The following is a 13,091-nucleotide window of genomic DNA, read 5'->3' as shown; positions in this document are numbered from 1 at the left end:
GCTTAAAACAGGTTGAAAGCCTTTGTTTCCCCAGTATTTGGGCCAATTTCAACTGATTTTAGCTCTTATCCCTAACTTTAGTTCAGGGCTGAAGTCAGCGCGATTCCACTATAGATTTTTGTAGAAGACTTGCGATTCTCACGTTTTTCAGGACTGCGAACAAGCCAATCTCTAAATATTTCCGGCTCAACTCGAAAAAGCGAGGTTAAGGAATGTAGATCATCCCCAGTTTATTATTGAACCTCTCTTGGCTCTGAGTCAAAAGATCGCACCATGATTAAACAAGAATTTCAAACCACCCACTACTTTACCGTTTTAATGGGGCTGCTACGCGATCGCCAAGGATTTATGGAAGAAATTCGTCAAGGCGTAAGACTTCCCAGTAAAATCACCTCTCTACTCGTTTGTAGTTCCCTCTTTTTTGCCGCCTATGGCGCAATTATCGGTTCATCTCATAGCCTTTTACAAGCATTGTCCTCTGCTGTTAAACTTCCCTGCTTCTACTTAATCACGCTGATTCTTTGCTTGCCAACTTTATATTTTTTCAGCATTCTTTTTGGCTCAAGCAAAAGTATTGGACAGTATTTTGCCATGCTTCTAACTTCTGTCGCCGTGATTAGCGTTCTAGAATTTAGCTTGGCACCCGTAGCGCTAGTTTTTCTGTTGACCGCCCACAACTACCAATTTTTTGTATTGTTAAATGTGGGTATTTTTGCTCTCACCGGATTGACTGGCGTCACTTTCCTCTATCAGGGAATACAGTTTATGTCCGTACAAGATAGCGAAGCAGCACAAGAAACTCGTACCAGAGTTCTGAAATTTTGGTTAATTCTTTATGCTTTAGTTGGCTGTCAATTAGGCTGGACACTCAGACCCTTTTTTGGAACTCCTGGACAATTTGTATTGTTTCGACCGATGGAAGGGAATTTTTATCTGAGTATTTTCAAAGCAATTGGACACCTTCTAGGTTTTAATTAAAGCTGCACTCAAATAGCACTTGTCTACGTTCAGGATTGTCCATCCTACTTAGCTCGGTCTTAGCTAAAATATCGGAATTCTTGTTTGGAAGCAGTACATAAACCCACCCCGGCTCCTCCTCACTTTCAGAGAAGAGGTCAGGGGTGAGGTTACGAGTAGATATCGAAACAAAGTGAGAACTGCTATATATATCGATAGATAGTTGATAGTTGTAATTTCTGTAGTAAATCGTTACTGTTTTTAAGGAAAAAACTTCGGCTAGATAATATTAACAAGTGATTCTGGCTCACGATTAATATCAGAAAATGATGCGATCGCTTGCAGGATCGCGCTTAATTCACAAAAACTTCATTTAAAGCCTCTAAATTATGAATTTAGGGTAAAGGATTCTTTCATCGGTGATAATACGGATAGCAATATCCTCAGATCAGCGGTGAAATCTACTCATTTCAGTGGCGAAGCTACAGTTCGTTGAATTTGGATATTTGAGTGTAGGGTAGGGAACACGGACATTTTGCACCTTACTCTGGGAACTGGGAAGGCAACAATCCATCTACCCCTCGTTTCTAAGCGTCAGCCTAGAGAACGAGAGGAATCAAGGCAGAGCTTTGATTTGGTAGGTGCAAGATGTAAAGTATCTGGAATCAGGATTGATTAGGAATTCAAGAGTTCCTAGCGTTATGCATCGACTTTATGAGATGTATGAGAGCGATCGCTTCCAGTTATGAAGTTTTTAGAAGCTTTGTCTCGCCCCTGTAAGGTGTTGCAGGTTTGTTAAGCGATGAACGTTTTTGGAAGTGGTAGGTAGGAGAAACAGGTAGCAATGACAATTAAAAATCCCGCAACTACTAATTTTTTCTGTCTTCTGTCTTAAGTACCATCCAAAATCTCCAGAGCCAATTTTGGCGTTAAAGCTCAAAGACAACCTGCATTCTCATGCTAGTCCAACCCGCAAAAAAATTATAAACATCGGCTTTTTACTTACGAGATGGTCATCAAAGGAAACAAACTCATGAAAAAAACTCTAGCCGCCCTTACTGTTGGCTTTACCTTAGCGATGGGAGCCACTTCTGCTAACGCCGTTCCTCTTTACGACGGCGTATCGCAGCCAAATCAAACGCCCGCTCAACAGGGATGGGAATATAAAGAAAATGCTTTTAAGTCTCCTGTACCGACCGCAACGCCTTCCACTGAAGGCACTATTTTGAATACGGGTAATACCAGTAATCAAGCAGGCTACTTCAAAGTATCGCCAGTGCTGCTTGACCGCAGTACCGGATATAGCATCAGTTTCAGCGTCAAGGTGAGTTCAGAAACTCACCTCAACAACAATCGTGCAGGCTTCAGTCTGATTGTGATGAGCAATGGCGTCTCTGGTGAAACGCAACCTTATGGGCTGGAATTAGGTTTCTGGCAAAATAGCATCTGGGCGCAAAACGTTGGTTTTACTCAAGGCGAGAAAGTAACTTTCAACGTCCAGAAAACGATGAATAACTATGTATTGTATGTAAAAGACAACCAGTATCAACTGTTTATGAACGGTTCTACCTTTCCTGTTTTGCAAGGCAATCTGCGTCAATATACCGGATTTACACCGCCTCCCGGATATCTCAACCCTTACACAACTTCCAACCTGATTTTCTTAGGCGACAACACGACATCCGCCACGGCGAACGTTACCATAAAAAGCCTCTCCGCATCCTCTGCCAGCAATGTTAACCTCACCAATGCCTCTGTAAAATAATCATTTCACTTTAGGGAATCAAAAAGTCCAAATGAGCGCCAGCTTGGGCTTGTAGATCCTCCAGAGAACCTTGCAATTTCAAGTGACCTTGCTCCAGAAAAACAATCCAATCAGCTCGATTAATTACTCTGGGGCGGTGGCTAATTAAAATGGTGGTTCTGCCTTGGCGGTGAGACAGCAACTGCTCTAAAACTTGCGCTTCGCTCACCGGATCGAGTCCCCCCGTGGATTCATCTAAAATCAGAACTGGCGGCTCGTTTACAATCGCTCTGGCAATTGCTAATCGTTGCCGCTGTCCGCCAGAAATATTTGCCCCGAATTCACCCAAAACGGTTTGATATTTGTCGGGTAGCTTGCTGATAAATTCATCTGCACCCGCAATCTGGCAAGCTCTCACAATGTGTTCAAATGCAACGTGAGGGGAACCTAAGCGGAAGTTTTCCACAATTGAGCGACTCCAAAAGTGAGGCTCTTGAGGAACGAGAATCACCTGTTGTCGCAAGCAATCAAGTGATAAATCTTGCAAATTATACATGCCAATGCGGAGATTTCCAGAATGTGGTGAATATAATCCAGCGATTAACTTCGCCAGGGTGCTTTTACCGCAGCCAGATTTACCAATGAGTGCAATAACTTTTCCTCCAGGAATTGTTAGCGAAAAATCTTCTAAAAGGTCAGTTCTGCCAGCGTGGTGGAAGTTAAGATTTGTGGAAATAATATCTGCATCTCCCGGAATTTTAGCAAAGGGTCTTTTGTCATCAACTGGATTTTCTGGTGTAGAGTCAATTACTTCCGTAAGACGTTGGGTGGCGGTTTGAACGCGAGTGAGTTCATCGACAAATCCCACGACTGCCCCAATAAACGCTAGAAAGTTTCCATTCATGCCGTTAAAAGCTAACAGTTGCCCAATAGTTAATTCTTTACTAATCACCAGGCTACTGCCAAACCAAAGTAAGATGACGCTACCGATACTAGAAACTAATCCAGAAAAGCTACTGTTAATAATAACAATCTGAATCGTGCGGAAGGTGATGTTGGCAAGGCGACCGAAGCGACTCTGAAATTCTTCCCAAAATTGCGGTGCAGATGTAGTCGTTTTGAGCGTCAGTGCCCCTTTAAAAGTCTCAACTAAAATGCCTTGATTTTCTGCTTCTAAGACTAATAAGCTCCGAGTTTTTTGTTGCAGTGTCGGTAGGAAAATAATTGTGGAAATTGTCATAACAACAGCAATGCACACAGCAACACTTGTTAGTTTGATGCTGTAGAACAACATCAAACTAAAAGAAACGATGGCAATAAATAGCTGACTCGGCAAGCTGACAACGACTTGAGAAACTAACTGATTAATTTCTTGAATATCTCGCAAGCGGCTGACAATTTCGCCACTGCGACGAGCTTCATAATAGGAAAGCGGCAAACGCAAAATTGCTCTGCCAAATTCTAAAACTAAGCCTAATTGGAGCCGTTGAGAAAAATGGGCGATTAGGTTAGATTGCACCAGTCTGAGGCTACTGGATACAACGTTCATCACCATAACAGCAGTCACGACACCCGTTAGTAGCTGGGTATCCCCCCGAACCAGCACATCATCGGTGAGGATTTGGATGAGGAAGGGGGATGTCAGAGAAAGCAACCCCAAGACAAGGTTAATGATAAATGCCTCAGCCAGAATCCCTCGGTAAGCCCAGACGGGTTTAAAGAAACGCCCAAAACCGCCAACTTTATCATCAACTTGGGCAAAAAAGCGGGCGGAGTCTGGCTCTAGTAACAGCATGATGCCATTTGTCCAGCCTGCCGCTAGCTCGTTTTTAGTGAGGTAACGGATGCCGACGGCGGGATCGGCGATCGCATATTTTTTGCGGTGTTGCCCGTATAAAACAACCCAGTGGTATCCCTTCCAGTGAATGACGGCTGGTAGTGGTGCTTGCTTCAATTTGTCAAGAATCTGTGGTGAAGCTTTTACTGCTCTGGCATTAAAACCGAGTGCTTCTGCACCCCGCCGGAGTCCTAGCAATGTGGTTCCTAGCTGTCCAGTGCCTACGGCTTCACGGATGCGGTTGAGCGTAAACGTCCGCCCGTGGTGTTTTGCGATCGCAGCAAGACACGCCGCTCCGCAGTCTTCTTCACTGTGTTGTAAGACATGCTCGTACTTCATGCTTAACTCATGCCATAGTGTCAGGATTTATGCGGTTCGGTAACTAACACACTATAGGCGCACTATAGACAAAATCTAATGGTCAACTTGAACGGTTGATAGAGTTAGGAGGCGCTCAAAAGCAGTCACTACAAGAATATCGTGGCTGCTTCCCTTTGACATTCGTGACCGCCTCAGTCAGTTTTCGCAACGAGCATCAATCACAAAGCAGTAGATGCATACTTGGGTTTTCATCAACCCAGCTCAACGATGGGAGCGATCGCTCCAAAGCGAAAATCTCAATCAAGACGCAAGTAACCACATTTACATAACTTGTCATGAATGTTTGATAACCCCTTAGTCAAACATTTCTGCAATTATGGCGTTTGGATCTAATATGAGGCGTCTGAGCAATACCAGCTTTTTTAAAAGTTTCCTGTCTAGTTACCTTAAATCAGATACTTTAAAGCAAAAAATTATTAATTATTTACAAGCCGATATTGCCTAGCTATAACTACTTTAGTCTACTATTAAGAATTTAACAAATAATCCCAATAATTTTTATCAGAATTAATACACAAAACTCAATGAAATTGCTTGTTTTAAATGTCTTGCCTCTATCTTGAGATTGATGCTAACTCAGTATTTAAGTCGCAATATATACAATATCGTGAGTTCAATAGAAGAAGACTCTGCAAGCCTTTAAACAAAACCTTTAGTGGCTTTTGCTAAAAAGTTTTCTCTAGCTTTGAAACCCTAGAATGCTTACACAAATTTTAATACTTTTTAGGAAAAACTAACTCTTCTTAAGAGGAAATAAGGAGGGTATTCCTGAAGATTTTTCTTTAAATAAGCCTTCTACCAAGCGGATCGAGAAAATTTTACTAGCAAAAAAGAAAAAAATGGTCTAACCCTAGACTTGGAGAGCTTTTTGCCTAAAACGTTAGGGATTAAAGCTTAGATCCGACAAGGATTGCTGTTGGGTTTGCAGGCTATTATTCGCGCGACTCTTTCCAAATGAGCATTCATTGGAGTTTAAGGTGAAACGAGTAGCGATCGCATTGAGTCTTTTTAGTCTAGCTAGTAGCGCTCTTGTGAGTTGCACGTCAGCTCCCCAGAACACTCAAAACAGCCAACAAAACAGTTCAGAACTTTCATCGGTTGCTGTCACAGTCCGCGATCTCGGCAACCCCTTCTTTGTACAAGTTGGTAAGGGTGCAGAGGCGGCAGCTAAGAGAATTGGCGGTGCGGACGTTAGCACAACCCTCGTCTCCAGCGGGGACGATTTAAATCAGCAATTTAATCAAATTGAAAATTTCATTGCCTCAGATGTCAGCATGATTATACTTAATGCTGCTGACAGTAAAGGAATTTTTGCAGCAGTTGAAAAAGCTAAACAAGCAGGAATTCCAATTATTGCAGTTGATACTGCCGCTGAAGGAGGTGTTGATGCCACTGTTACCTCCAATAACGTGCAAGCAGGTGAAGTAAGTTGTCAATACATTGCCGATCGATTGAAGGGTCAAGGCAATGTTGTAATTATCAACGGACCTCCTGTTGCTTCAGTTGTTGAGCGAGTCCAAGGATGTCTGAGCGTATTTTCCAAATATCCCAATATCAAGATCCTTTCAAAAGATCAGAATGCAGAAGGTAGCCGTGATGGTGGGTTGAGAGTCATGAGCGATTTGCTCACATCCTTCCCAAAAATTGATGCCGTTTTTGCAATTAATGACCCTTGTGGGATTGGTGCGGAGCTAGCTGCTACCCAAGCACAACGGAAAGAGTTCTTTATTGTTGGCGTCGATGGCGCACCCGAAGCTCTAGATGCGCTCAAGCAGGAAAATAGCTTATTTGTTGCGACTGCGGCTCAAGATCCCTTTCGCATGGCAGCCAAGGCAGTAGAGGTCGGGAATGACATTATCAAAGGGAACAAGCCTGCCAATCCAGACATTCTCATTCCAGTCACGTTGGTTACTCGTGAAAACGTGAATCAGCATAAAGGCTGGACAAGTGAATAACGAAATTTTTGTCGTTAATTGCACCAATTTATGACTTGATAATCCATCCATTTGAATCGTATTTTCACAAACATTACAGGGATTTCTGATGGCAGGTAGCACTCAACCCGCAATAAAAACTAAACCAGTACTCGAAATGCAAGGAATTACAAAAACCTTTAATGGTTTCACCGCCTTGCATGATGTAAATCTCACTATTTATCCTGGGGAAGTTCATGCCCTTATGGGTGAAAATGGTGCAGGCAAGAGTACGCTGATGAAAATCCTAGCTGGAGCCTATATAGCCGATGCAGGGGAAATCAGAATTGACGGTCAAGCTGTTAAGATGACAGACCCAGGTCAAGCCAGAGATTTGGGTATAGCCATTATTTATCAAGAGCTTAATCTCGCCCCAAATCTGACCGTTGCTGAAAACATTTTTATGGGGAGCGAGCTTAAGAAAGGAGGCACCTTCATTGACCGAGACGGAATGCGGCATCAAGCATCTGAGGTATTGAGAAACCTCGACGCGAGTTTTGATGCGAGCGACCTGGTTTCAACCCTTTCCATTGCAGAACAGCAGCAAGTTGAAATTGCTAGGGCGCTCAAACACAAGAGCCGCATTCTAGTAATGGATGAGCCGACAGCAGCGCTTTCAGACCGAGAGACAGAGAAACTTTTCGAGGTTGTTCGCCGCTTGCGGAATGAAGGGATTGCGATTATTTACATTAGCCATCGGATGGAAGAGATTTATGCGCTTGCTGACCGCGTTAGCGTGATTCGAGATGGCGGGTATATAGGCTCTCTGGAGAGGAGTGAAATTTCCGCCCCTCGCTTAGTAGAAATGATGGTGGGTCGTTCTTTACAGGATTTATACGAACATAAGCGTCAAACCCATCCTGGCTCAGTAGTCCTTGAGGTAAAGAATTTAAGTGATGGGCGCAAGGTAAAATCTGCGAGTTTTAAACTGCATGCTGGGGAAATTGTTGGTTTAGCAGGCTTGGTTGGCGCAGGCAGAACTGAAATTGCTCGTCTTATTTTTGGTGCTGACCGAAAGGCTAGCGGTGAAATAAAACTGGAAGGTCGTTCTCTCAATATCTCGACACCCGATGATGCAATTAAAGCGGGAATTGCCTATGTCCCAGAAGATCGTAAGGATCTCGGTCTATTTCTGGAGATAAGTTCTGGTGAAAATATCACTATGAATGTTCTTGGACGAGAGGCAACCTCTGGCATCATCAACTCAAAATCCCTTTTTAAAATTGTGGCTGATGCCGTTAGCAACTTAGGGATTCGTCTTGCCAGCCCAAGCATCAGGGCAATGGATTTATCTGGGGGAAATCAGCAGAAGTTATTGCTAGCCCGTTGGTTGGCAATTAATCCCAAGGTACTTTTGCTCGATGAACCTACGCGCGGCGTTGACATCGGCGCGAAAAGCGAAATTTATCGAATTATTAGCGATCTGGCAGCAAAAGGTGTAGCCATTTTGATGATTTCCAGCGAACTGCCGGAAATCGTGGGAATGAGCGATCGCGTCTTGGTGATGCGTGCGGGAAGCCTGGTTGGTGAAGTAGGCGGCTCAACTGGGGAAGCAATTACACAAGAGAACATCATGGGTTATGCCACAGGGGCAAGAGAGGTAGCAAAATCATGAGTCAAACAGAAGTAAGAACCACCAGAAATGGAACGAGCGATCGCTCTAAAGCGAGTAATCGTCAAGCTTGGAAAAATTTCATTCAGGTTGCTGGTATCCTACCGATTTTGGTTGCAATCTGTATAATTTTTTCAATTGTTACGCCGAGCTTTCTTTCGCCCGGAAATCTGATAAATGTCATTCGGCAAGCATCGATCAATATCGTACTAGCAACCGGGATGACATTTGTCATTTTGACCGGAGGAATTGACCTTTCTGTGGGGTCAATTTTGGGCGTGACAGCAGTTGTCGGGGTGCTTGTCTCGTTGATCCCAGGTCTTGGTTTACTTGCCATACCAGCCGCCCTATTAGCGGGATTAGGTCTAGGCTTACTAAATGGGTCGTTGATTGCCTATTTAGGTTTGCCACCTTTTATCGTCACGCTTGGTTCTTATACGGCTTTGCGGGGTGTTGCTTACTTAGTTGCTAATGGCACGACCGTTCTAAATCGAAATCTAAATTTTGCTTGGATAGGCAACAATTATCTTGGTCCCATTCCCTGGCTAGTTGTGATTGCTTTGCTTGCCGTTGTAGCGAGTTGGTTTGTCTTAAGACGGACAGTATTGGGAAGGCATATTTACGCCGTAGGCGGTAACATACGGGCAGCACGACTAACAGGAATTAAGGTGAGTCGGGTGCTGTTATTTGTTTATGGTGTGAGTGGGTTGCTTTCCGGTTTAGGCGGAGTGATGAGCGCCTCGCGCCTCTACAGTGCGACGGGTATGTTAGGGCAAGGCTACGAACTCGATGCGATCGCTGCCGTCATTTTAGGAGGAACCAGCTTCACGGGTGGCATTGGCACCATCTGGGGGACTTTACTGGGTGCTTTAATTATTGCCCTCCTCAACAATGGGTTAACCCTGATGAACGTGTCATTTTTCTGGCAGTTGGTTGTTAAAGGTCTTGTGATTATTATCGCCGTGACGATTGACAAACTCCGCACCCGCACTAGCGCTGCGTAAGTGTTGAGCTTCCGATGACAGACTGGTAGATCGCGCGTCAGGCAGAATTAGTCTAAAAAACAGGGAGTCGCGATCGCGACTCCCTGTTTTCCCTATTGGTCGATCCTCACCGAAGACTTAACTAACGACTCCGTTGAAGATACCCTTCTACATTGCTAATCGCTCGTGTCGCATACGAATCGCCAGGACGTAGACTAAGCGCCCTTCTAAAGTTAATCAAAGCAGTTTGGTAATCTCTTTGTTGGGTTGCAGCGTACCCAAGTCTCATGTACTGAGTATAATTCCCCTGCCGACCACTCCGTTGCGTAGCCCCTGGAGTATTACCTGCGGGATTCTGTTGGGTAGTGCCCGTTCCTGCTGGATTTTGTTGCCCAGTCCCAGTTCCGGCTGGATTCTGCTGAGTTGCACCCGCACCAGATGGAGTTTGTTGCCCAGTACCTGTACCTGTACCTGCCGGATTCTGCTGAGTTGTACCAGTTCCCGCACCTGCTGGAGTTTGTTGTCCAGTACCTGTACCGGCTGGATTTTGCTGAATTGTACCAGTTCCCGCACCTGCTGGAGTTTGTTGCCCAGTACCTGTACCTGTACCTGTGGGATTCTGCTGAGTTGTACCCGTGCCTGCTGGAGTTTGTTGCCCAGCGCCAGTTCCGGCTGGATTTTGTTGAGTTGTACCAGTTCCCGTGCCTGCTGGAGTTTGCTGGGTAGTACCCGCACCTGCTGGAGTTTGTTGCCCAGTGCCAGTTCCTGCTGGAGTTTGCTGAGTTGTACCAGTGCCAGTTCCTGCTGGAGTTTGCTGGGTAGTGCCCGCACCTGCCGGATTCTGTTGCACAACTCCTGGGCTAATTACCTCATAGTTAGGTTGCCCAGTACGAGTACCGGCAGGAGTTTGTTGGTTAGTACCCGTACCCGTACCAGCGGGAGTTTGTTGGTTAGCACCAGCGCCAGATGGATTTGTTTGTGTCCCACCTGGAGTACTCTGAGCTAATAATTGTTGGCTTCTCGTACTAGAGTTGGAATTGATGAGGGCTAATGCTGGAAAACTGAGGAAAACACTAGCGCCAGCAACGCTCATCAAGCTAACAAGCTTTTTAACCGAATGTTTCTGATTTTGCGTACTCATGGGAATATCCTGAACTTAGGCTAAAAAATACTGACTTTGGCAGCTTTCTTGCCAAAAGCGAACAAATGTTGGTTGTAAAAAAATTGACCTTCAATCAGTTACGTCAGTTAGCAGCCTAAAGACATATTTCTTGAAACTCTTTGTTAAAACCCTACCTCTATTATTTTCTTGGCTCGTCTATCTAAAGAGTTGTACTAATGTTAAATTAATCTGCCTAATTAGGTAGTAATATCCAATCTGATTGATTACTCGCAATTTCCCCAAATCCAAAGCAAGTCTAAGTCTCTGGCTCTATCTCTCCTCCCTGAAATGTGGGTAGATAGAGGAAGCGGTTTCCTCTTGCGGGAAATCTACCAGATTTGAAATGAGGCAGCTAATAGAAATCCACCGTACCTATACTTTGATATCGCAACCCTCAATGATTCGTGAAGGCGAGATCCCCGACTTCGAGAAAGAAGTCGGGGATCTGAACTACTAGCATCCACACTCAAATAGGATTGCCATAACAATTGAGTTAAAAAGGTTTAGAAAAAGACAAGCAGCAATTTTGGCTCAGGCGCACTGAGACAGAGTAGCGGATGAATTGTACTGCTGAATCGGAATCGCGATCGCAAACTCTGTTCCTTTCCCCGTTTCGGAAATATAGGTCAATTGACCGCTGTGTTTTTCTACCACGATTTGATAACTAATTGACAACCCTAAGCCAGTTCCTTTGCCAATAGGTTTAGTCGTAAAGAAAGGATCGAATAATCGTTGCTGTACCTCCGAGGTCATCCCAATGCCGTTGTCTGCAATCCGAATTACAACTTGATTGTTATCTCCGACTTCCGTGCGAATCCGAATTATCGGTGATGGGTAATGGGTATTTCCTTGTCTGTGACTAATTTCCTTTTCTAGTGCCTCAATTGCATTGCAGAAGATATTCATGAATGCTTGGTTGAGTTGCCCAGCATTGCATTCTACAAAAGGAAGGTCGCCATAGTCTTTATGAACCACAATATCAGGGCGTATACCTCTGCCTTTGAGCCGATTTTGTAGAAACAGGAGCGTGTTGTCGATGCCTTCGTGAATATTGACACACTTCACTTCTGCTTCGTCGAGCCGAGAGAAGTTCCGCAGGGAAAGAACAATCTCAGAGATCCGTTCTGCACCTACCTGCATTGAAGATAGAAGTTTCGGCAAATCTGACCTCAGAAAATCCAGGTCAATGTCTTCCATTTCTGCTTGTATCTCTGGCACTGGCTGAGGATAGTGCTGGATAAACAGGTGCAGCAAGTGCAGCAAGTCGTAGGCATACTCGCTGGCATGGGTGAGATTGCCATAAATAAAGCTGACAGAGTTATTAATTTCGTGGGCGATACCGGCAACGATTTGTCCCAACCCAGACATTTTTTCGGTCTGAATCAGTTGAGCTTGAGTACGCTGGAGTTCATGCAGGGTTTGCTCTAACTGGGTTGTTTTCTCTCTGGATTGAGCTTCTGATTGCCGCAGTGCTTCTGCTGCCTGTTGATGAATCTGCGATTGAGCAATGAGTAACTGATGTACGTCTAAGAGTCTGCAAATTCCCGATTGCAGTTGCACGACGAGCGGTTCGTAAATGAGTTCGGGCGATCGCTTTAAGGACTGCTGTACAGTTTCGACAATGGAACTGTTGCGATCGCATACTAAAATCTCACATCGGGCAATGCTGTAGAGTGCCTTCAGAGAAGGCGGGGAAGATAACTCTAAGCTGTAGAGACGGCGCATAGATTCAAAGAAGCGCCGTCGCGAAATCATTCCGACGAAATTACCTTGTTCGGTAATAATCATGCCAGGAAGCAATGGGTTCGCTTCAAAAATCTGGATTGCTTCCTCTACGGCACGTTCCGACTCGATACTAGCGTCGTAGAGCGTTAATTCTTCTAGCGTCGAATCTAAATGTAGGGGTGACGGTTGGGAAGTCGCCTCTTTTTGGCTTTGTTCAAAATCCTCAGTCCGGGTTACTGATGCTTGCTCAATCCATGCCCAGGGCGTTACTTGTTGTTGAGTCCTGCTTAGCATTTCTTGTGAGTAGTCCGTCCAGTGAGAAGTGTCTTCTGGAATTTTGTGCATCAGTCCCATCGCACCTCTGTTAATGCCCTGATTCAGTATGGCTACTATCAAGCTTTTGAAAAAGCTGCGTAGTGCTACCGATCTCTACACGTTTGCGATCGCAAATTCCGGATTAAGCGATCGCGATCGCTTACGTAAATTTACGTGTTGTTCGATACACTATACGGAAACTTTAAACGCAAAGCCTCTACCACGGGTGTGAATTAGCACTCTTCTTTTGTGTAGATGCCATTTTGTAGGCTTTTAGCCACTCTCCTAATCAAGCAATCAGCCAAGGTAGCCAAATTGCTAAACTCAAAAGCGTTATAAACAGCGCTGGCAAAGTCAGGATGAGACTCAGATGACGAGAGTGAGGGTGAGAAAGAAGAAAGC

9 protein-coding genes are annotated in these 13,091 nt (G+C 44.7%); 6 read left to right on the top strand and 3 right to left on the bottom strand.

Features of this window, described 5'->3' with window-relative positions; translation table 11 throughout:
* Window positions 1–273 precede the first annotated feature (273 nt).
* Together NC994_RS20365 and NC994_RS20360 are read left to right on the top strand one after the other, a co-directional pair.
* The gene (locus tag NC994_RS20365) at window positions 274–978 is read left to right on the top strand and encodes an actin-binding WH2 domain-containing protein (protein WP_190440532.1); all 705 of its coding nucleotides are present in this window, start codon (window positions 274–276) and stop codon (window positions 976–978) included.
* Between the two features lie 1,012 nt (window positions 979–1,990).
* Complete coding sequence (locus NC994_RS20360; RefSeq protein WP_190410011.1) at window positions 1,991–2,722, top strand: hypothetical protein; 732 nt, start codon at window positions 1,991–1,993, stop codon at window positions 2,720–2,722.
* Window positions 2,723–2,732: 10 nt separating this feature from the next.
* Here the strand turns inward: NC994_RS20360 and NC994_RS20355 are convergent, their stop codons facing one another.
* The gene (locus NC994_RS20355; RefSeq protein ID WP_190440529.1) at window positions 2,733–4,877 is read right to left on the bottom strand and encodes a peptidase domain-containing ABC transporter; all 2,145 of its coding nucleotides are present in this window, start codon (window positions 4,875–4,877) and stop codon (window positions 2,733–2,735) included.
* Between the two features lie 1,019 nt (window positions 4,878–5,896).
* Between NC994_RS20355 and NC994_RS20350 the strand changes: the two genes are divergently transcribed.
* From NC994_RS20350 to NC994_RS20340, 3 genes are all read left to right on the top strand, one after another.
* Window positions 5,897–6,874, top strand: a complete 978-nt coding sequence (locus NC994_RS20350; protein WP_190440527.1) for a substrate-binding domain-containing protein — start codon at window positions 5,897–5,899, stop codon at window positions 6,872–6,874.
* 88 nt (window positions 6,875–6,962) lie between these two features.
* The gene (locus NC994_RS20345; RefSeq protein ID WP_190440525.1) at window positions 6,963–8,507 is read left to right on the top strand and encodes a sugar ABC transporter ATP-binding protein; all 1,545 of its coding nucleotides are present in this window, start codon (window positions 6,963–6,965) and stop codon (window positions 8,505–8,507) included.
* Window positions 8,504–9,508: a ribose ABC transporter permease gene (locus NC994_RS20340; RefSeq protein ID WP_190440522.1), complete on the top strand. Its 1,005-nt coding sequence runs from the start codon at window positions 8,504–8,506 to the stop codon at window positions 9,506–9,508. The genes NC994_RS20345 and NC994_RS20340 overlap by 4 nt, the downstream gene beginning before the upstream one ends.
* Window positions 9,509–9,629: 121 nt before the next feature.
* Here the strand turns inward: NC994_RS20340 and NC994_RS20335 are convergent, their stop codons facing one another.
* Together NC994_RS20335 and NC994_RS20330 are read right to left on the bottom strand one after the other, a co-directional pair.
* Window positions 9,630–10,628: a tetratricopeptide repeat protein gene (locus NC994_RS20335; protein WP_190440517.1), complete on the bottom strand. Its 999-nt coding sequence runs from the start codon at window positions 10,626–10,628 to the stop codon at window positions 9,630–9,632.
* Window positions 10,629–11,180: 552 nt separating this feature from the next.
* Complete coding sequence (locus NC994_RS20330) at window positions 11,181–12,728, bottom strand: ATP-binding protein (protein WP_199299802.1); 1,548 nt, start codon at window positions 12,726–12,728, stop codon at window positions 11,181–11,183.
* 28 nt (window positions 12,729–12,756) lie between these two features.
* On the opposite strand from NC994_RS20330, the gene NC994_RS20325 reads away from it, so the two are divergent.
* On the top strand, window positions 12,757–12,921 hold the full coding sequence (locus NC994_RS20325) for a hypothetical protein (RefSeq protein ID WP_190430055.1): 165 nt from the start codon (window positions 12,757–12,759) through the stop codon (window positions 12,919–12,921).
* Window positions 12,922–13,091: the final 170 nt, after the last annotated feature.

Origin of the sequence: Trichocoleus sp. AS-A1 (assembly GCF_039962015.1) — a bacterium.
In the GTDB taxonomy this organism is placed as follows: Bacteria; Cyanobacteriota; Cyanobacteriia; order Cyanobacteriales; family FACHB-T130; genus FACHB-T130.
The sequence above is the reverse complement of the archived record's forward strand: the minus strand, read 5'-3'. Positions and strand labels throughout refer to the sequence as shown.